Origin of the sequence: Streptomyces rhizosphaerihabitans (assembly GCF_025399795.1) — a bacterium.
Lineage (GTDB): Bacteria > Actinomycetota > Actinomycetes > Streptomycetales > Streptomycetaceae > Streptomyces > Streptomyces rhizosphaerihabitans.
Genome location: NZ_JAODTZ010000021.1, coordinates 1 through 18,912, shown reverse-complemented (window position 1 = coordinate 18,912; position 18,912 = coordinate 1). Strand labels below are relative to the sequence as shown.

The 18,912-nt window shown below is 70.7% G+C and carries 18 protein-coding genes; 3 read left to right on the top strand and 15 right to left on the bottom strand.

Features of this window, described 5'->3' with window-relative positions; all coding sequences use genetic code 11:
- Positions 1-5: 5 nt before the first annotated feature.
- From ssuE to N4G66_RS21515, 11 genes are all read right to left on the bottom strand, one after another.
- On the bottom strand, positions 6-563 hold the full coding sequence (gene ssuE, locus N4G66_RS21565) for an NADPH-dependent FMN reductase (protein ID WP_261705789.1): 558 nt from the start codon (positions 561-563) through the stop codon (positions 6-8).
- A 105-nt stretch (positions 564-668) separates the two neighbouring features.
- Entirely contained in the window at positions 669-1,448 is a 780-nt protein-coding gene (locus N4G66_RS21560; protein ID WP_261705788.1) for an alpha/beta hydrolase, read from the bottom strand.
- Between the two features lies 1 nt (position 1,449).
- Complete coding sequence (locus tag N4G66_RS21555) at positions 1,450-2,484, bottom strand: LLM class flavin-dependent oxidoreductase (RefSeq protein ID WP_261705787.1); 1,035 nt, start codon at positions 2,482-2,484, stop codon at positions 1,450-1,452.
- A gap of 114 nt (positions 2,485-2,598) precedes the next feature.
- Positions 2,599-3,939 (bottom strand): LLM class flavin-dependent oxidoreductase, encoded by a 1,341-nt coding sequence (locus N4G66_RS21550; RefSeq protein ID WP_261705786.1) that lies wholly within the window; start codon positions 3,937-3,939, stop codon positions 2,599-2,601.
- 35 nt (positions 3,940-3,974) lie between these two features.
- A complete protein-coding gene (locus N4G66_RS21545; RefSeq protein WP_261705785.1) occupies positions 3,975-4,841 on the bottom strand; it encodes an ABC transporter ATP-binding protein in 867 nt (288 codons plus the stop codon).
- The gene (locus tag N4G66_RS21540) at positions 4,838-5,779 is read right to left on the bottom strand and encodes an ABC transporter ATP-binding protein (protein ID WP_261705784.1); all 942 of its coding nucleotides are present in this window, start codon (positions 5,777-5,779) and stop codon (positions 4,838-4,840) included. Before N4G66_RS21540 ends, N4G66_RS21545 begins: the two co-directional genes overlap by 4 nt.
- Positions 5,776-6,672 carry an ABC transporter permease gene (locus N4G66_RS21535; protein ID WP_261705783.1) on the bottom strand — a complete coding sequence of 299 codons (897 nt, stop codon included), beginning with the start codon at positions 6,670-6,672 and terminating at the stop codon, positions 5,776-5,778. Before N4G66_RS21535 ends, N4G66_RS21540 begins: the two co-directional genes overlap by 4 nt.
- A 2-nt stretch (positions 6,673-6,674) precedes the next feature.
- Positions 6,675-7,703 (bottom strand): ABC transporter permease, encoded by a 1,029-nt coding sequence (locus N4G66_RS21530; protein ID WP_261705782.1) that lies wholly within the window; start codon positions 7,701-7,703, stop codon positions 6,675-6,677.
- Between the two features lie 31 nt (positions 7,704-7,734).
- Positions 7,735-9,312, bottom strand: a complete 1,578-nt coding sequence (locus N4G66_RS21525; protein ID WP_261705781.1) for an ABC transporter substrate-binding protein — start codon at positions 9,310-9,312, stop codon at positions 7,735-7,737.
- Between the two features lie 627 nt (positions 9,313-9,939).
- Positions 9,940-10,869, bottom strand: coding sequence for a DsbA family oxidoreductase (locus N4G66_RS21520; RefSeq protein ID WP_261705780.1), 930 nt, complete (start codon positions 10,867-10,869; stop codon positions 9,940-9,942).
- Positions 10,866-11,300 (bottom strand): RrF2 family transcriptional regulator, encoded by a 435-nt coding sequence (locus N4G66_RS21515; RefSeq protein WP_261705779.1) that lies wholly within the window; start codon positions 11,298-11,300, stop codon positions 10,866-10,868. The genes N4G66_RS21520 and N4G66_RS21515 overlap by 4 nt, the downstream gene beginning before the upstream one ends.
- A gap of 139 nt (positions 11,301-11,439) precedes the next feature.
- Between N4G66_RS21515 and N4G66_RS21510 the strand changes: the two genes are divergently transcribed.
- Both N4G66_RS21510 and N4G66_RS21505 read left to right on the top strand, forming a co-directional pair.
- The gene (locus tag N4G66_RS21510; protein WP_261705778.1) at positions 11,440-11,964 is read left to right on the top strand and encodes a cupin domain-containing protein; all 525 of its coding nucleotides are present in this window, start codon (positions 11,440-11,442) and stop codon (positions 11,962-11,964) included.
- A 218-nt stretch (positions 11,965-12,182) separates the two neighbouring features.
- Entirely contained in the window at positions 12,183-13,268 is a 1,086-nt protein-coding gene (locus N4G66_RS21505; protein ID WP_261705777.1) for an enoyl-CoA hydratase/isomerase family protein, read from the top strand.
- 436 nt (positions 13,269-13,704) lie between these two features.
- Here the strand turns inward: N4G66_RS21505 and N4G66_RS21500 are convergent, their stop codons facing one another.
- The 3 genes from N4G66_RS21500 to N4G66_RS21490 form a co-directional block, all read right to left on the bottom strand.
- Positions 13,705-14,769, bottom strand: coding sequence for a hypothetical protein (locus tag N4G66_RS21500; protein WP_261705776.1), 1,065 nt, complete (start codon positions 14,767-14,769; stop codon positions 13,705-13,707).
- Positions 14,770-14,773: 4 nt separating this feature from the next.
- Positions 14,774-16,414 (bottom strand): hypothetical protein, encoded by a 1,641-nt coding sequence (locus N4G66_RS21495; RefSeq protein ID WP_261705775.1) that lies wholly within the window; start codon positions 16,412-16,414, stop codon positions 14,774-14,776.
- A 94-nt stretch (positions 16,415-16,508) separates the two neighbouring features.
- Positions 16,509-16,859, bottom strand: coding sequence for a type II toxin-antitoxin system HicB family antitoxin (locus tag N4G66_RS21490; RefSeq protein ID WP_261705774.1), 351 nt, complete (start codon positions 16,857-16,859; stop codon positions 16,509-16,511).
- On the opposite strand from N4G66_RS21490, the gene N4G66_RS21485 reads away from it, so the two are divergent.
- Positions 16,740-18,185, top strand: coding sequence for an RNA-guided endonuclease InsQ/TnpB family protein (locus tag N4G66_RS21485; protein WP_261705773.1), 1,446 nt, complete (start codon positions 16,740-16,742; stop codon positions 18,183-18,185). The genes N4G66_RS21490 and N4G66_RS21485 overlap by 120 nt on opposite strands.
- Before the next feature lie 523 nt (positions 18,186-18,708).
- On the opposite strand, the gene N4G66_RS21480 is transcribed toward N4G66_RS21485, so the two are convergent.
- Positions 18,709-18,912 (bottom strand): GNAT family N-acetyltransferase (locus N4G66_RS21480; protein WP_261705772.1); only part of this gene is annotated, 204 nt, incomplete at its 5' end.

Here is an 18,912-nt window from a genome sequence, read left to right as displayed (position 1 = left end):
CCCGTTCAGCCGGTCGAGGCGAGGGCGGCCGTGCGGCCTCCCAGCGCGGCGGAGAAGTGGTCCGTCACCTGCTCCAGCGCCTGGGCCGCGGCGGGCGCGATCACGGCCGTGCCGTCCTCGCCGGCGGTGACATCCTTGTCGAGGGTGAACCAGCCGGGCACGATGTGCGACGCGCCCATGGAAGTGAGCACCGGACGCAACGCGTAGTCGATGGCGAGGACATGGGCCGTGCTGCCGCCGGTGGCGAGGGGCAGTACGGTCTTGCCGGCCAGCGCGTACTGCGGGAGCAGGTCGAGCAGCGACTTCAACAGGCCCGAGTAGGCGGCCTTGTACACGGGTGTGCCGATCACCACTCCGTCCGCCCCCTCGATCAGGGCGGCGGCCTCGACGATCGCGGGGTGCTGGAAGTCGGCCCCGAGCAGCGCGTGGGCGGGAAGTGCACGTACCTCCAGCGGAATCACCTCATGGCCCTGGAGGCGGAGCCGGTCGTCCAGGTGACGCAGGAGACGCGTGGTGCGGGAGGTGGGGGAGGGGCTTCCGGAGACGGACACGATCGTGGCCATGGCGGACCTTCCGGGTCGGGATTCGGTTACGTGAAGCGGGTGTGCGGCGAGCGGCGGTGCGGGCTCGGCGGGAGAGTTCACCCGCCGAGCCCGCACCGCGAGCCCTCACCAGGCGCTCGAGCGCACGGTGATCAGCGGCCGCGGGTCACCACCCCGCAGCGCTTCGAGGAAGGTGATGATCTCGGCCGCCGCCGAGCGGTGCTGGAGGTCGTTGAGGACGTCGTGGTGGGCGCCGCGCACGACCGAAAGGCGGGCCAGGGGCAGCGACTTGGCCAGGCGGGCGAGCGCCTCGTCGTCGGCGAGCGGATCGGAGTCGCCGACGAGCAGCAGGGTCGGGACGGGTGTCTCGCTGTCGTAGGCCGCGCCGAGCACGAATTCCGGTATCGCGTCGTTGAGTGACCCTCGCCGTACCTGGGGGTCCTGGGTGAGGTTGCCCCGATGAGTGGGGCACGAGGTGCGGACGTCGAGCTCGTCGTCCCACGTCTCGACGTCCTCGCCGGTCTCCGCGGACGGGCCGGGAAGGCCGGCGAGGACGAGGGCGTCCGGCCACCAGGCGGTCGGAGCCTGGGCCCCGCCGAGGAGCGCGGCGAGCGCGACGGCCCCCGAGTCCGCCCCGACGAGGACGACAGGCCGCACGCCACCGTCCTTCGAGGAGGTGCCCTCCACGGCCTCGGCGAGCCGGGCCGCCAGATCGGTCAGGGACGCGGTCGGGTCCTCGGCGTCGAGGGCCGGGGGGTCGATCACCCGGACGCGGTAGGCGTCGGCGGCGAGCCGTCCGCCGAAGCGCGCGTAGGTCGCCCGGGTCTCGCCGCGACCGGGCACCACGAGAACCGTGCCGCGGACGAGGAGCCCTTCGGGCCCGTGGTGGTCGCTGTACTGGGTCATCTCATACTCCTGCGGATGCGGGCTCGTCCGTGTGCGCGGGCCTCCAGCCCAGAGCTGGTGCCACCTCGGTCGCGATGAGTTCAAGGGCACGGACGGAGGCGTCGTGGTCGGGGACGGCGGGGTTGAACTGGGTGATCAGGTCGGTCGCGACGGGCAGGACCTTCTCGCGGCCCAGGGCTGCGACGATGTCGTCGGGATGGCCGTAGAAGGCGTGGAAGCGGCGCAGCGCCTCGTCCGGGCCGAGGCCCTTCGGAAACGCTCCGCTCTCGGCCATGCGCAGTGCCGCCCGGTGCACGTCGTCGCCGATCGCGCGGAGCGCCGTGCGCCGGTCCTTGGCCGGGAAGACGAAGCGGGACAGGCCGATGCGCGGGCGGTGCGGCCGGTCCCAGGCGGCGAGGAAGGCGTCGGCCCAGGGGCGCTGCACCTCGTCGGTGGGGGCGTCGTAGCCGTAGGCGGCCCGGTTGAGCAGGAGATGCGAACCGCGTTTCGCGGCGTACGCGGCCCCTTCCGCGCTGAACACGCCCTGCCAGACGCGCTGGGTGAAGTCGCCGGACCGCGGCTGGATGCGGAAGCCGGGCGCGCCCACCTCGGCCTGGGCGAGCGCCCGGCGCAGGACGTCGAGGTTCTCGCTGGTCAGTTCCCTCTTGCGGGCGGCGTCCTTGCCGAACGCGGCGTACTCCAGACCGCTCGTTCCGCTGCCCACGCCGATCTCGACGCGGCCGCCGCTGAGCGCGTCGACGGTGGCGACGTCCTCGGCGAGGCGGACCGGGTCCTCCAGCGGCAGGACGGTGACGGCGGTGCCGAGCCGGATCCGCTTGGTCCGCGCCGCCGCGTGGGCGAGGAAGGTCCACGGCGAGGAGAGTCCGCCGCCTCCGAGGGCGACATGGTGCTGGGCGACCCAGCCGACGTCGAAGCCGAGTTCGTCCGCGACGACGAACAGCTCCTGCGCGTTGCGGTAGGTGCGGGCGATGTCCTGGTCACGTCCCTGGACATGGGTGAGGAAGCCGAGCCTGAAGCGCGGTCGCTCGCTCGTCATGAGGTGAAGGCCTTTCGGTGTCGGGCCGCCGGGCCGGCCGGCATCGGTGCCGGGCCGGCCGGCGTGCGGGGCCTGAGGGTGCGAAGGCGTGCTCGGACGGTCGCGGCGATGGACTCAGTCGTTCACGAGCTGGGGTTCGCGGGTGTGGCGATTGGCCGGGAGGGGCAGGCCGAGGTTGCCGCGCAGGGTGTCGGCCGTGTACTCGGTGCGGAACAGCCCGCGCTTCTGGAGGATCGGGACGACGCCGTCGACGAAGAGGTTCAGCTCGTCCTCGGTACGGAAGGCCAGGTTGATGCCGTCGAAGGTGCCGGCGTCGAACCACTTCTCGATGGTGTCGGCGACGGTCCGAGGTGCCCCGACGAAGGGTGAACTGCGGAACTGATTGACGGACTCCGCGACTTGACGCAGCGTCAGGTTCTCCGTCCGGGCCCGCTCGATGAGGGCCGCCGCGCCGGTGCGGCCGCCCTTCTCGGCGAGGTGCGCGACGTCGGGGAACGGCGCGTCCAGGTCGTGCACGCTGAAGTCGTAGGCGCCGAAGGAACGGCCGAGCAGGGCGAGGTTGCGGTCGAAGTCGTTGTCCTCCTCGAAGATCTCCCGCTCGCGCCGCCGAGCCGCCTCGTCGGTGGCGGCGACGACCGGACTCCCGTGGATGAAGATCTTGATGTGCTCGGGGTTCCGGCCGTAGGAAGCGGTGCGCTTCTTGATGTCCGTGTAGTACTCCTGCGCCTGCTGCAGGGTGCCGCCCGGCGCGTAGATGCCCTCGGCGACCTGCGCGGCCAGGTCGCGTCCCTCCTCGGAGACCCCGGCCTGGAAGATCACCGGCTGGCCCTGCGGGGAACGGGAGAGGTTGAGCGGTCCCGCCACCTTGAAGTGCTCGCCCTCGTGGTCGAGCGCGTGCAGCTTGGCCGGGTCGAGGAAGACGCCCCGGGCCACGTCGGCCGGGAAGGCGTCGTCCTCGTAGGAGTCCCACAGGCCCCGGGCGACCCGGACGAACTCCAGGGCGCGGCCGTACCGGGCGGTGTAGTCGAGGTGCTCGTCGAGCCCGAAGTTCCGGGAGGTGCCGGTGTCGAAGCTGGTGACGACGTTCCAGCCGGCCCGGCCGCCGCTGATGTGGTCCAGGGAGGCGAACCGGCGGGCCAGGTTGAACGGCGAGTTGTAGGTCGAACTCGCCGTGCCGACCAGGCCGATGTGCTTGGTGTGGGTGGCGACCGCGGACAACAGGGTCAGTGGTTCGAGGCGGTTGAGGTAGTGCGCCGGGTAGGTGGCGTTGATGAACTGGCTGTCGACGATGAACAGCGCGTCGAAGAGGGCGTGTTCGGCTGCCTTGGCCAGTCGGATGTAGTAGTCGATGTCGATGCTCGCGTTCTTCGCTACGCGCGGGTCCTTCCACAGACCGTGCTGGCCGGGACCGCCGACGCCGTAGGGGTGCAGGGCGAGATGGATCGTGCGGGGCATGGCTTTTCTTCCTGTCTCTCGTGGGGGTCGGGCGTTCAGGCGTTCAAGAGGGCCCGCAGAGCCGCGCGTTCGGCCCGGTCGGCCGGGGCGGAGTGCAGCGTGGGCGCGGAACGGACCAGCAGGCGGGTGTACGGGTGCCGGGGCCGGCCGATGACATCGCCTGCGGCGCCGACCTCGACCAGTTCGCCCTGGTACAGCACGGCGATGCGGTCGGCGATCCCGGCGACGGAACCGAGGTCGTGGGAGATGAAGACGAGCGCCACACCGTCGTCGCGGAGTTCCTCCAGAATCCGCAGGATCTGGACGCGGTTGGCGGAGTCCAGGGCGCTGACCGGCTCGTCGAGGATGACCAGCCGGGGTTCGGTGACCAACGCCCGTGCCACCGCGACGCGTTGGCGCTGCCCGCCGGAGAGCTCACCGGGCAGCCGGTCGAGCAGGTCCTCGGACAGGTGGACCCGGGCGAGGAACGCACGGACCCGGCGCGCCGCCTCCTCACGGGAATCGCCCCGGACGAGCAGCGGTTCGGCCAGGGAAGCCTCGATGGTGAGGTCCGGGTCGAGACTGCGCAGCGGGTCCTGGAAGACGTACTGGATCACACCGCGGCGGCGTAGAGCGCGCCACTGGCGTGCCCCGTACGCGCTGACGTCCTCACCGTCGACGACGACGGATCCCGCCGAAGCGCGCACCAGGCCGAGCGCGGCCCGAGCGAAGGTGGACTTGCCCGAACCCGTCTCGCCGATGATGCCGACGGTTTCGCCCGGCGCGACGCTGAGGGAGACGCCGCGCAGGGCGGGTCGGCGTCGCCGAGGCGTTCCGTAGTGCACTTGGAGGTCCTTGACCTCCAGGACGGGTTTTGCCGGTTCCCCGGGGGTGGTGGCCTTGGGCGCCGGACCGGTGCTCATGCGTCCTCCTCGGGCGCGGGTGCGAGGAACTTCTCCAGGCCGTACTGCTCGTGTTCGGCGATCAGCAGCCGGGTGTACTCGTGCCGCGGATGGTGGAGTACGTCCCTGGTCGGGCCCTGTTCGACCACCTCGCCCCGGCGCATGACCAGGACCTCGTCGCACAGCTGGGCGACGACGGCCAGGTCGTGGGAGACCACGACGAGGGCCAGTCCGGTCCGCTCGCGCAGGTCGGCCAGCAGGTCGAGGATCTCGGCCTGGACGGTGACGTCGAGCGCGGTGGTGGCCTCGTCGGCGATGAGGATCCGCGGGCCCGCGGCGATGGCCACGGCGATGAGGACCCGTTGGAGCATGCCGCCGGACAGCTCGTGGGGGTACTGGGCGTGGACGAGTTCCGGGTCCCGCAGGTGGACCACCCGCAGCAGTTCGATCGCGCGGCGGTGTGCAGCGCGCCGCTTCAGTCCCTTCTTGACCCGGAGTACTTCGGCGATCTGGGCCCCCACCCGGATCGAGGGGTTGAGATAGGACGCCGGATCCTGGAAGACCGCGCTGATCGTGGCGCCCCGCAGGTCCGTCCACCGCGTGGGGGACAGGCCGGCGATGTCGTTGCCGTCGATCTCGACCGAGCCGCCGGTGATCTCGAAGTGGGCGGGCAGGATGCCCAGCGCGGCACGGCAGGTGAGGGTCTTTCCGCTGCCGGATTCGCCGACGATGCCGACGGCGCTGCCGGGTGTGAGCGTGAAACTCACGCCGTGGACGATCTCCCGGTCACCGGCCCGGTCACTGATGCGCACATCGCGCACGGCCAGTACCGGGGACGGCTGTTCGGCCGGGTGCCCGGGACCGGGCTCGGTGCTCTCCTCGATCTCGGCCTGGGACTCGGCCTCGGACTCGATCTCGGACTCGGCCTCGGTGAGGATCTTCTCGGACAGGGTGGTCATCGCACACCTCCAGCGGGAGCAGGAGCGGGGTCGGCCTCGCGGCGGCGGTTGGCACGGGCCTTGCGGGTGTTGACCAGCGCGCGACCCGCCTCGCCGGAGACATCGCGTATCGCGTCGGCGAGGAGGTTGCAGGCCCAGACGGTGACCATGATCAGCAGGGCGGGGGCGAGCGGTGCCCACGGCTGGTGGCTGAGGTAACCGAGATCCGAGGCGAGCAGACCGCCCCAGGTGGGTGCGGGAGGCTGGACGCCGATCCCGAGGAAGGTCAGGCTCGACACGATCACGAAGCCGACGCCGACGGTCTGGGCGAGCGCGACCGCGATCGGCGGGAGCACCTTGGCCCAGACGTGACGGCGTACGACCCAGCCGATGGAGGCGCCCGAGACGATGGCGGCCTCCACGTACGGCGAGCGGGCCACGGCCAGGGTGGCCGCGCGGGCCACGCGGTAGAACAGCGGAGACACCAACGCGCCGGTGACCAGCATCGCCTGGGAGAGGCCGTTGCCGAGCAGCGCGATGACGGCGACGGCGAACAGCAGGAACGGCAGGGCGACCAGTGTGTCGGCGAGCCGGAGGGTGACCCATTCGAAGACCCGGCCGAGGTGGACGGACAGGATGCCGGGGACGGCGCCGATGGCCAGGGCCGTGAACGCGACCTCCAGCGAGCCGAGGACGCTGACACGGGAGCCGTCGAGGAGCCGGCTCAGCACATCGCGGCCGAGATAGTCGGTCCCCAGCCAGTGGGCGCCGGAGGCGGCGGCGAGCGGGTGGTCGCCGGTGGCCAGGGGATTCTGCGGAGCGAGCAGCGGCCCGAACAGGGCGAGCACGGCGATGACGGTGAGGACGGCCAGGGCGATCCGCCCGGTGGCGAGGGAGAGGACGCGGCGCACCATGGTCACACCCCCCGCTGCGCGGTCGGCGTGACGCGCGCCAGCACCAGGTTGACCAGCAGGTTGAAGGCGACGACCAGGACGATCGACACCACGAGGACGCCCTGCACGGCCGGTACGTCGCCGGCCTGGGCGGAGTCGTTGGCGAACCGTCCGAAGCCCTGGAGCCCGAAGATCCATTCCGTGACGACGGAGGCACCGACCAGCGCGGGGAACTTCAGGCCGAGTGTGGCGAGCGCGGGCCCGAGGCCGTTGCGCAGTACATGGCCGAAGAAGATCCTGCGCGGACTCAGCCCGCGGACCACGGCGCCCGTCACGTAGTTCTCGCGGTAGGCCCCGATGAGGCTGCCGCGCAGTTGCCGGGCGACATCGGCGACGACGTCGAAGCTCAGCGCGACGGCGGGCAGGGTGATGTGGGCGAGCCACGGACCGAACCCCTGCTCCGCCGGAACGTACCCGGCGGACGGGAACAGGTGCAGTCCCACCGCGAAGACCGCGACCAGGACGATGCCGACGACGAAGGCCGGCATGACCGAGATCACCGTGACGAAGCCCGTGATCGCGCGGTCGGCCCAGGTGGTGCGCCGCAGGGCCGCCACCGTGCCGAGGGCGAAGCCCGCGACCACCCCGATGAGCAGCGCGAAGGTCGCCACCGACAGGCTCACGCCCAGGCCGAGGCCGATGAGGGTGGAGATGTCGGCGCCGTTGGTCCAGCTCGCGCCGAGCTGTCCGTGCAGGACACCGCCGAACCAGTCCGCGTACTGCACGAGGAACGGCCGGTTCAGGCCCCAGTGGGCCTCGACGCGGGCGACCGCTTCGGGAGTCGCTTCCTCGCCCAGCTGGATGCGCGCCGGGCTGAGCCCGCTCAGGGACCGCAGCGCGAACGTCACGAACGTCGCGACCAGGAAGACGGGTACGAAGATCGCGACCGACCGGGCGAGAGTGGCCAGGACGCGGCCCAGGGTGTGCCGTGTCCTGGCCGTGGTGGCCGGGACACGGACGTCGGGCGGGGCCGGTGCCTCCGTCGTCGTCATGGGTTGCCCCCTCTCTGTGATGGACGGAGTGTCAGTTGGAGCCGTCGATGGTCACGCCGGTCCAGTCGATGTGGGCCGGGTTCTTCGGCAGCGCGGAGATGGACTTGCTCTTGGCGATGAGGTTGGGCGAGGAGTACGTGAACACCAGCGCCTTGCTCTTCAGTCCGGCCCGGGTCGCCGCCTGGAGGACCTTCGGGTAGTCGGGCGAGTCCAGCGGGGTCTGCCGGACCTTGGCGATGGCGGCCTCGAAACCGGTCGGCTCATAGGGCGAGCTGAGGTTGAGCGGGCCGTTCGGGCCGAAGTGCGCCGTGAGGGTCTGCGCCGCGGAGTCACGCCCTGTGGTGCCGTACAGCGAGAACGTCAGGTTCTTGGCGAAGAACGGCGTGGCCCAGTTCTTGTCGATCTTGATGGTGACGGTGATGCCGACCTTCGCCAACTGCGCCTGGACGATCTCGGCCTGGGGATCCTCGGCCGGGATGACGAGACTGAGTTTGAGCGCGCCCGGCTTGTAACCGGCCTCGCCCAGCAGCTTCTTCGCCTTCGCCGGGTCGTAGGGGTAGGCGTCGGCCGACTGCGGGTCGAAGGCGACGTAGCCCTTGGGGAAGGGCTGGTTGGTCACCGAGCCGTAGCCGAAGGTCAGTTTGTCGACGAACTCCTGACGGTTGATCGCGTAGCGGAACGCGTCGACGACCTTGTCGTTGTCGAAGGGCGCCTTGTTGGTGTTGAGACTGAGGTTGGAGGCGTTGAAGCCGGGCTGCACGAAGACGTCGAGTCCGGCCTTCTTGGCGGCGTCGGCCTGACTGGGGGTTATGTCGGCGAAGTTGTAGACGCCGGTCTGCAGGCCGGAGACGACGGTGGACGCGTCGGGGGCGGAGGTCAGTTCGACGGTGTCGATGTGGATGTTCTTGGCGTCCCAGTAGTCCGGGTTCTTCTTCAGGACCGCCTTGGTGCCCGGGACGAGCTGGGTGACGGTGAACGGACCGGCGCCGACCGGACTCTGGTCCAGCTTCTCGGGGGAGGCCGCCGCCTTGGGGCTGGCGATCTGCAGGACGCGCTCGCCCAGCAGTTGGGGGATCTGGTAGTCGACCTGGCTGAGGTGGATCACCGCGTCCAGGCCCTGGGCGTCCACCGACTTGATGGAGGTCAGGTCGCCGAAAAGGGCGGAGTTCTTCTGCTTCTGGGCCCGTTCGATGGCGGCCTTCACGGCGGCGGCGTCGACCGGCGCACCGTCGCTGAACTTCAGATGCGGGCGCAGGTGGAAGGTGATCACATCACCCCTGGTGTTGTACTCCCAGCTCTTGGCCAGGTCCGGGACGGCCTTTCCGTCCTCGTCCGTGCGCGTCAACGAGGCGTACACCAGGGCGAGTTCACGGAACTGGGCGCCGCTGCCGCCGACCACCGGGTCCCAGTGGGCGGGGAAGTAGGAGGAGGTCCACTTGAGTGCGGCGGCACTGCCGGCGGCCGACGCCGCCTGGCCGCCGCAGGCGCTGAGCCCGGGGACCAGCACGGTGGCAAGTGCGGTCCCCAGGGCGGCGGCGCGCAGTCGGCCGGACCGCCGGCCGGAACGGAAGGTGGCTGCGGGGTTGCGGAGAGTGAGGCGTCCGGGCATCGGTTTTTCTTTCTGCGAAGGCTCCCGCCCGCGCCGGGGCAGCGGAAGGGGAGCAAGGGCGGCACGCCCCGCCGACGGACGCCGCGCAACCCGGGAACAGGCATGCGTGCGTGGGCTTCGGTGCGCACGTGGGCATGCCGCGCTCAGGGCAGGAGGCGTCGGCGGATCGCGGGGAGAGCCAGGAGGAGAGGGGAGCGGAGGCGACGAAACGCCGAGAGGGCGGCGCGTGACGACGGGGGCCGGGCGGCGAAGCGGCGCGTGGCCGGTGCCGGCGGGACGGGCGTCAGGCGCCTGGTGGCCGCGGTGTGCGGGCGGTCAGCGACAGAGAGCGCTGCAGGTGCGCCGCAGGTCCACGTAGCGGCACACCACGCCGGGGTGCGTCGTGAGCATGGTGCACATCCTGGGGCCGGTTCTCGGCGGCTGTCAATGGACACCAATTGGTGTCTCATTGGGCGGGACGGAACCTGACCACTGATCAGAGCATGGGCAGGGGACGGCAGGGAGCATCGCGGCCACCGGCCGTTGCCCTGTTGCCGATCAGTCGCCTGTCACGGAAGGTTCCTCACGGAAGGTTCCCGGGCTCGCGGCACCCGCCCGCCCGCGCCCTGACCACTGATCAGAAGCCCGTCAGGGTGCGGCAGGAGCGCCGCGGCCGCGGGCCGGGTGCGTGGCGGCCTCCTCCGGGTGCAGCCACACGGGGCCGTTGCCGGTCTCGACGCGCACGGCACCCGAGGGAGGCCACGGACCGTCGGTCAGAAGCTCGCGCTCCGGGTCGGTCAGGCTCCGGTAGCGCGCGAGGGCGTCCGAGGGGGCCGGCCTCAGGGGTTCCGTGAGCAGTCCGGGGCTCAACTCCTCGATCGCCGACGCGTACTCCTCGTACGGCCGCCAGCCGGGCACCACGCGAGACCCCGCGGGAGTGCGGACCAGCAGGGTCGGCAGCGCATAGCGGTACCCGCCGTCGGCGGTCTCCTTGGCTGCGCCGGGATGCGGCGACCCGCCGCGCACCGACAGCACCCCGGGGACCGGCCGGCGCGCCTCGGCACGGTCGGCGCGCACCGCCTCCAGCACGGACGCCGAGGCCGCGTCGGCGGCCAGCAGTTCACCGTCCAGGCCGGGCACGCCCCGTACCGCCGCCTCCGCCAGCGCACGTGTGTCCGCCGGTTCACCGAGCACGAACACGCTCTCCCGCAGCCGCCGCAGTACGCGCCCGGACACCTCGTCGCCCTGCCGCTCGGCGGCCTTGGCTACCAGCGAGGACGGCCAGGAACTCGCCGCGACCCGGCTCAGCCGTAGCGCCCGGGGCGCCCGTGTGTGGCCGCTGATGTCCTCGACGTAGCGTGCGTACCAGGCGGTCTCCGCCGCCGGGTCGGGCGGCGGGTCGTCGTCGTGGTCGAAGAGAACGCAGTACGCGCGGCGCCAGGTGACCCGGCCCGCCAGCGCGGCCCGGAGCCGGCGGAACACCGGCTCCGATCCCCAGGCCCAGGGACACAGCGGGTCGGTGTACTCCACCACCTCCACCTCCGCCTCCACCGCAGGCCGGTCCGGCGGGCGTGTCACGCGGCTCCCTTGCGGTTCAGCGGCTCGCCCACCTCGGCGGGCAGCAGCGTGGCCAGGGTCGTCCCGCCCAGAACGGCCGCCGCGTCCGCCTCGATACGGCGCCACACCCCCGGCAGTCCGGACGCGGGACCCGGGTAGTCGAGCCCGGATAGCGACTCGCCCCGCAAGGTGATCAATTCGCCGTCCACGGCGCGTACGACGTCCAGCAGGGTGATCTCGTCGGCGGGCCTTCCGAGCCAGTACCCGCCCTCGCAGCCTCGCTGGCTGCGCACCAGGCCGGATCGGCGCAACTCGCCCACCACGGACTTCAGGAACCGGAACGGGACCTGCTGCGACGAGGCCATGGCCTCGCACGTGAGCGGGCGGGCAGGTTCGCGGGCGAGCTCCAGAAGGGCCCGGGTGGCGTAGTCCGCCTTCGCGGAGATATGCATGCGCCCATGATGCCCGACACGGTGTGCGCCGACAGGGCTTCCACGGGTTCCCCACTTACATTGCGGGAACATTGCCGCAGGTGAAGCGCAATGGACACCTCTTGACATCCTTTTCCGGGCCGCTCTAGCGTCCCCGTCCATGAGCGAGCCGTTGACGACCCCCGGCGAAGGTTTCCACCCCCATCTCCCGGACGGCGCAGGGGAGTCCGTACGACCCCTGCGTACCCGCCTGCACCACGTCCGCGCCGACGCCCTCGACGGCGACACGGCGCAGACCGGAGGCATGCGCAGATTCGCCGCTGTCAGCGGCACCACCGTCGGCTCCGAGAAGCTGTGGATGGGCCAGACCCACGTCGCCCCCTCCACCGCCTCCTCGGACCACCATCACGGAGCGTCCGAGACCGCGATCTATGTGGTGAGCGGACACCCGGAGTTCGTCTTCCTGGACGACACGGGGGCGCAGCCCGAGGAAGTACGCCTGCGCACCTCACCCGGTGACTACATCTTCGTACCCCCGTTCGTGCCGCACCGCGAGGAGAACCCGGACCCCGCCGAAGAGGCCGTCGTCGTGATCGCCCGCAGCACCCAGGAGGCGATCGTGGTCAACCTGCCTCAGCTGTACGTGTTGCGGCCGGGGGAAGAAGGACCAGCAGAGGAAGTCTGACGGGACAGGCCGTTCGGCCGAGCGTCCCGATGAAGCGGCTCGCCGCCGATCCGGGGTATCCGGTGGCGTACCGCACTCCGCACCCGTACAGGGGCCACGGTCCTCGGTGAGTACGGTATCGGGAAGATCGTCGTGACCGGCGAATCCGAAAGACCCCCGGAAGGAACGAACGAGATCATGCGCGTCACCGTGGCCCGCGGCCTGACGGAGGCTCTCGGATGAACGGCACCGAGGCACCCGGAGCCGAGGAATCCGTCCTGCTGCACACCGACGGACGGGCCGCTCATCTCACTCTGAACCGGCCGAGGGCGCTGAACGCCCTGAACCACGAAATGGTGCGCCGGATCGACCGGGCGCTCACCGCCTGGGAACACGACCCGGCCGTCGAGACCGTCGTCATCACCGGCGCCGGCGAACGCGGACTGTGCGCGGGTGGCGACATCCGCGTCGTCCACGACGACGCGCGCGACGGGGACGGCACCGCGTCCGCCGCTTTCTGGCGCGACGAGTACCACCTCAACGCCCGTATCGCCCGCTACCCCAAGCCGTACGTCGCGGTCATGGACGGCATCGTCATGGGCGGCGGCGTCGGTATTTCCGCGCACGGCAGCGTCCGGGTCGTCACCGAGCGCTCACGCGTCGCCATGCCCGAGACCGGCATCGGCTTCGTCCCCGACATCGGCGGCACCCATCTGCTCGCCCTCGCCCCGGGCGAACTGGGTACGCACCTCGCCCTGACGGGTGCCTCGGTCGGTGCCGGCGACGCTCTGCTGTGCGGACTCGCCGACCACTACCTGCCGTCCCCGTCGCTCCGGCAGTTCGTTTCGGACCTCGCGGACCTTCCCGTGCGAGAGGCTCTGGCCCGCCATGCGCAGCCGGCGCCCCGGGGTGAGCTGGCGGAGCGGCGGGAGTGGATCGACGCCTGCTACACGGCCGACACGGTCGAGGAGATCGTCCAGCGACTGCTCGCGGTCGGCGACCCGGCGGCGAAGGAGACGGCGGAGATCCTCCTCGGCAACTCGCCCACCGCGGTGAAGGTCACGCTGGCCGCCCTGCGCCGCGCCCGGCGGCTCGGTTCGCTGGAGCGCGTTCTGGACCAGGAGTACCGCGTCTCCTGCGCGGCGCTGTCCGCCCCCGACCTGGTGGAGGGTGTCCGGGCCCAGATCATCGACAAGGACCGCGACCCGCACTGGTCCCCGGCAACCCTCGCCGAGGTCACCGACGCCGACGTCGAGCGCTTCTTCGCCTCCCTGGGCGAGCGTGAACTCGGGCTCGCTTGTCATGGCGAGTGGCGATCGCCCTGAACTGTTTCAGGCGATTGATCGCTCGTTCGATGGTGTTGCGCTTCTTGTAGCGATCTTCGTCGAACCCGGGTGGCCGTCCGCCGCGCGAACCTTTGCGCAGGCGGGCAGCCTGGCTGTCGGTCTTCTCCGGGATGGTGTGGCGAATGCCCCTCCTGCGCAGGTACTCCCGGATGGGGCCGTTGCTGTAGGCCTAATAGGCACTGTGGGTTGGTTGTTGAGCCGACCCTGGCAGGGGCTGGGTACTCGGATCTTCTCCAGGACCACCTTGAACTGGGTGCAGTCCGCCCGCTGACCTGGCGTGACGACCAGGGACAGCAGGCGGCAGCGGCCGTCCGGTGGTTGTTCGACGTCCGGTCGGAGCGGCTGGCCGGGTAAGCGGCGACCGGTTGCGGTCGGGGGCAGCGCCTGCACGACCTGTGACCAGGAGGGCCGATTGTCAGTCCGCGGGGCCCGGCCCGGGAGGACTGGCGGGCGGCGCGGAGGGCGGCTCCAGTTGTCTGCGAAACCGGTCCACGGCGACGGCGGGGTCGTCGTAGGGGATGCGGGTGAACTTCGAGACCATCGTCCACATGGCCCGTTCGTCGGCGAGGCCCTTGGGGAGAGCGAAGCCGAGGGAGTGGGCGAGAGGGCCGCGGCCGACGTTCACCAGGGCACGGACGGCGGTCGCCCATTCGTCGGTGGCCACGACCGCAGAGCGGTACCAGACCGGGATCAGCACGGTGACGGCCGCCGCCGTCGGCAGGAGCCGGATGGGGGCGGCATCGGGAGCGGTCAGCGCGGCCAACGCGAGGACGACGAGGACCGCGTGCCCGTACAGCAGGGCTACGAAGAAGTCCACGCTGGTGCGGGCGGCATCAACCTGGCGGCAGGCCTGGTCCGGGGCGGTCGCCTGTAGCTCGTTCCACAACAGTTGGGTGTCGAGGCGGTAGCGGTCGTGGCCGTACTCCTCGAACCGGCGGATGGCGTTGCCCAGCCGGGTGGGGGCGATCTGGTCCGTGTCGACGGGATAGCGGGCCAGCTGCTCCTGAAGGAGAGCGCGCTGGGTCAGGCTGCGCCGCCGGTCGGCCTCGCGCCAACGGGTCAGGTGCGGGCTGCCGCTCAACCGCGCCAGAGTCCGTGCTTCCGGTTCGCGCAACGTTCCGGCGCGAGACTGCCGTTCGAGGCGCAGCAGCGTCAGCCGGTCGTCGAGGGCGGTACGCGCCTTCTGATGGTGCCTGCATCGCCGGCCGTAAGCCGCAGGGGGCCACAGGAGGTAGCCCTCCAGGATGCGGTAGAGGGGGTTCTGCAGCGCGTACAGGATCAGCCCGAACAGCACGGCCAGGACCAGCAGCAGTGTGGCCCCGTGGGGTGTGGCGGGCCGCAGCCGGGCTACGCCGAACTCGTCGTCGACGCTGGGGAAGACGGTGAAACCCAGGATGGCGAGGTTGATCGTCGTCGGCAGGATCCAGCCGACGAGAAGACCCCATGCCCCTACCAGAACTCCCTTGGCGATGTCTCCCATGGGCTCAGTCGCTCTCCCAGCTGTCGTCGTCGGGATTCGTCGTCGGGCCGGGGGAGCGGGGGCCGGCTGCCAGCGGAGTCGCGGTGCTCCCTGCACCGGTGGCCATGGCTTGGCCGGTCATCGGACCGCCGAGGAAGACCGCTCCGCGGGCGAGGTTGCCCAGCGCGTCTTGGAACTCGTCCGTCTCGTAACCCTGTTCACGCAGAGCCTGGGTCACACCACCCAGCACGCGGTCTCGGATGGCCGCCAGCGAGCCCTCGACGTCGATCTCCTGGAACAGCGACGCGCTCTCGCCGCTGCCCAGCTCCCGTACCGAAACGTGCGGTCCGTCAGCCGGTGCCGAACCGTGGCCTGCGGTCCACTCCCGGAACGCGGCCGCGGTCCGGCGGACCAGATCGACCACCGATCGTGCCGCGAAAGCCGGCGTCTGCCCCATCGCCCGGAGCGCCTTGACGACCGCGGCTTCACCCCGCCGCGTGCTGGTGATCCGGTCCACCTCGCGAAACGCCGACCGGACAGGGGGCAGCACGCACGGCACGCATTCGAGCGTCAGCACACCGCGCTGCGCATACGCGCGGACGAACACGGTGAGGACGCTCTCGCCGCCCCCTGAGTCCAGTTGGACACGCAGGTAGTGCCGCCTTCGGGTGCCACTCTCGGCGAGGGCGGCGTCCCGGTGCACTGGGAAGTCCTGCCAGGCGTACGGTGCGGCGGTGCGGTGCGGCAACCCGGTCACGGGCAGAAACACGCAGTCGTCGACCGCCAGTCTCCGCAGGACGTTCCGTTTCGTTCCCGCACGGCCCCCGTCCGGCTCACGCAGCTGCTCGACCTGCGCGCGGACCTGGTCCATGACCATCCGGTCGTCGAACTCGTCCTCGGCATACGGCCGGCCCGGACGCCTGCGGACCAGTCCGACTGCCACGACCCAGGGCCGATGGGGGGCGCCGAAGCCGAGGAAGGGAGAATCCGGGTGGTAGACGATCAGCGGCGAGTGCTGTTCACGCCGGATGTCTCGTCCCGGCACCTGCATCCACGGGTGCCCCTCCAGCCCGCTGACGCCGACTGGACGAAACGAAGCAGGCCCCAGATCCTCACCGATGATCCGGGACACCTGCGCCTGGTACCCCGCGGCGCAAACGGCCATGGCGATCGGGACGGCGAGGGCGAACCAGGCGGGAACGCCGTTGCCTCCTGGGTCGACGGCAACTTTCGCCAGCGCCACTGCGGCGTAACCGGCGAACAGCAGGCCGCCGACGACGTTCATCGCCGTAGCGAGGACCCGTCGTATCCGGCCGGTCCGGCGGGCTGGGCTCCCGAGACGGCCACGGTCCTTCCCGGGTGCCGGCCCGGCGAGAGCCGATGCGAGGAGGAGCACGGCGGCGGGGACGGTGAAAAGCGCGAAGAAGACGCCGCCCAGCAGAAGGCCGGCCACCCACAGGACCGCGGTTGCCGCCGCCCAGAGGGTCTGCAGGCGTCGTGCGCGCAACGCGTGCCACAGGACCGTGACGGCGTCAAAGCCGACGGACGGGGCGATGACGCGCTCCTGATGTACGTGGAGCTCCTGGACGACCGCGTCCCGGAAGCCGGGATCGACGTACGTGCCCGCGCTCAGCAGCCGGGTGGCGTCGGTGACCTCGTCGGCCACCGCGGACCAGTTGCGGCCGGACGAGTCCGGCGGACGTAACGGTGGCGGAAACGGACCGGAGAGGCGCTCGTCACGGCCTTGGCCAGGCGGATGGTCACTGCTGCCTGCTGACGTCACTCCACCCCCACGCTGAGGCCCCCGACGAGGTGGTTGCTCCAGGGCCGCGATCGGATCCCACATCATATTGGGCACCCGGACCGAAACAACCACCTCGTTTCCTTGCAGGGTGCCCCGGCCTTCGGGCCGGGGGTGAATGCGAGCCCCTGCGGAGCGGGGCAGGGGTAGAGGAATCGCCGTCGGGGCGATTCGTCGTCGCCCTGACGGGGTGGAGGGCGATCTCGGGCAGGTGCAGGATCTCGGCGTTGAGGGGCCGCCGGTCGGCGGCCGCTTGAGCGGTGAGCCGGGCGTGGAGTTCTTTGGGGATGCGAAGCGTGAATTTGAGCATTCCGCTGTTATGGCGTTATTGAGCCATTACCGTGACGGAATGTCACGTTTCCGTATGTACCCGACGCCGCGGCAGGAGCGGCAGATGCTGCTGCACTGCGCGCACGCCCGGTACGTGTGGAACCTGGCGGTCGAGCAGCATGCGCACTGGTATCCGGGCCGCAGGCCGGCGCCGGGTTTCGCTGAGCAGTGCCGGCAGCTCACTGAGGCCCGGCGCGCCAATGAGTGGCTCGGCAGCGGGAATGCGGATGTTCAGCAGCAGGCGCTGAAGGATTTCGCTAAGGCCAAGAACGCCCGCTTCACGTCCGGGTTCGGTGAGCCGACCTGGCGTAAGAAGTACCGGCACGAGGGATTCCGCGTCATCGGCACCGACCGGGTGGCGGAGTTGGCCGAGGACGGCTCGCCGAAGCTCAACGCGAAGACCGGCAGGCAGGTCATGGGCCGGTCCGTGGTGGTGCACCAGCTCAACCGCCGGTGGGCTCAGGTCAAGGTGCCCGGCTGCGGCTGGGTCCGCTTCCGGCTCACCCGGCCCGAACTACCCGCCGCGAAGACGTTCCGCGTCACCTTGCGCAACGGCCGCTGGCACATCGCCTTCGCGGTCGTCCCCGCACCGGTCGCCGCACCCGGCAGGGGCGAGGTCATCGGTATCGACCGGGGCGTGACCATCACGGCCGCCCTGTCCGACGGGCAAAAGCTGAACTGCCCGCAGCTCACCGTGAAGGAACGCGCGCAGGTCCGTAAACACCAGCGGCGTGCCGCACGCGCCCCCAAAAGTGAGCGGAAGACTGCCGCGTACGCCAAGGTGGCCAGGCTCAAAGCGCGTGAAGCCGACCGGCGCAAGGACTGGTGCGAGAAGACCAGCACGATGCTGGCCCGCACCTACCGCCTGGTGCGGTTCGAGAAGCTGAACATCAAGAACATGACCCGCTCGGCCGGCGGAAACACCGAGCAGCCCGGCAAGCAGGTCAGGCAGAAAGCCGGCCTGAACCGGGCCATCCTCGCCCAGGGCTGGGGCCTGCTGCGCCAGCGCACCGAACACAAGGCCCCCGGCCGGGTCGAAGACGTCCCCGCCCCCTACACCAGCCTGCGATGCAGCGCCTGCGGATGGATCGACAAGAACTCGCGCAAGAGCCAAGCCGAGTTCGTCTGCTCCCTGTGCGGCTTCACCTGCAACGCGGACACCAACGCAGCAACCAACATCGCGGCAGGACAGGGCGGGATACCCCGCCCCCGGCAATCAGCCGGTGCCGGAGGGACGACACCGCCCAAACAACGGTCGAGCGTCCGTGAACCCCAACCCACCTCGGTTGGAATCCCCCTCATTTAAGAGGGGGAGGATGTCAATAATCCCCTGAGCCGGCTTGGGCGCTCCGCGACAGATCGGGCCAAGGAAGGACCCCGTCCTCAACCGGCTCGAACGCTTCCAGCAACGGCCCGGCGTCCTCGGCGGCTTCATGGCGGGCACCGGGCCCGGCCCCCGACAATCCGTGTCGGCAAGGGCACCTTCGGCGCCCGCCGAGTCGTGCACGCAGCCCTTACTGCTGCTGCTGAGGTGCGCACCAGGGCGAGCGCCGAGGCCTTGCGCCCCGGCAAGGAGAGCGACAGCCGCCGATGACGTCAGCAGTCGTGCGGTAGTCGGGCGGCGGTGCGGCGGCAGGCATGGGTGCCGCCGTCGTGCTGGACAGGCGGCGCAGATGTTCAGCAGGGTCCGCGTCATGCTGCCGGTCGTCGGCTCGTCCCCGGTTCTGAGAGGGCGAGATGTGAGCTTTTATCCGGTTCGTCGTTGAGTTTGGATGAGGCGCAGTGATCAGTGGTTCGGGGCGTCGATACCAGGTGCCGGGCGATGGGATTCAGCGGGCGGGAGCCGGCTCGGACGACGGCCGCCACTCCCGCCTGAGCAGCCCGTAGACCCACGAGTCAGAGACCTCGCCGTTGACAACACAGTCTTCCCGCAACGTCCCCTCACGCACGAAGCCGAGCTTCTCCAGCACGCGGGCAGAAGCCGCGTTGCGCGTATCGGCCTCAGCCTGGACGCGATTCAGGTCCAGCGTGTT

Coding starts and splice junctions, on each gene's coding strand:
- ssuE (WP_261705789.1), bottom strand. CDS start 563: ATGGCCACGATCGTGTCCGTCTCCGGAAGCCCCTCCCCCACCTCCCGC.
- N4G66_RS21560 (WP_261705788.1), bottom strand. CDS start 1,448: ATGACCCAGTACAGCGACCACCACGGGCCCGAAGGGCTCCTCGTCCGC.
- N4G66_RS21555 (WP_261705787.1), bottom strand. CDS start 2,484: ATGACGAGCGAGCGACCGCGCTTCAGGCTCGGCTTCCTCACCCATGTC.
- N4G66_RS21550 (WP_261705786.1), bottom strand. CDS start 3,939: ATGCCCCGCACGATCCATCTCGCCCTGCACCCCTACGGCGTCGGCGGT.
- N4G66_RS21545 (WP_261705785.1), bottom strand. CDS start 4,841: ATGAGCACCGGTCCGGCGCCCAAGGCCACCACCCCCGGGGAACCGGCA.
- N4G66_RS21540 (WP_261705784.1), bottom strand. CDS start 5,779: ATGACCACCCTGTCCGAGAAGATCCTCACCGAGGCCGAGTCCGAGATC.
- N4G66_RS21535 (WP_261705783.1), bottom strand. CDS start 6,672: ATGGTGCGCCGCGTCCTCTCCCTCGCCACCGGGCGGATCGCCCTGGCC.
- N4G66_RS21530 (WP_261705782.1), bottom strand. CDS start 7,703: ATGACGACGACGGAGGCACCGGCCCCGCCCGACGTCCGTGTCCCGGCC.
- N4G66_RS21525 (WP_261705781.1), bottom strand. CDS start 9,312: ATGCCCGGACGCCTCACTCTCCGCAACCCCGCAGCCACCTTCCGTTCC.
- N4G66_RS21515 (WP_261705779.1), bottom strand. CDS start 11,300: ATGCATATCTCCGCGAAGGCGGACTACGCCACCCGGGCCCTTCTGGAG.
- N4G66_RS21510 (WP_261705778.1), top strand. CDS start 11,440: ATGAGCGAGCCGTTGACGACCCCCGGCGAAGGTTTCCACCCCCATCTC.
- N4G66_RS21505 (WP_261705777.1), top strand. CDS start 12,183: ATGAACGGCACCGAGGCACCCGGAGCCGAGGAATCCGTCCTGCTGCAC.
- N4G66_RS21500 (WP_261705776.1), bottom strand. CDS start 14,769: ATGGGAGACATCGCCAAGGGAGTTCTGGTAGGGGCATGGGGTCTTCTC.
- N4G66_RS21490 (WP_261705774.1), bottom strand. CDS start 16,859: ATGCTCAAATTCACGCTTCGCATCCCCAAAGAACTCCACGCCCGGCTC.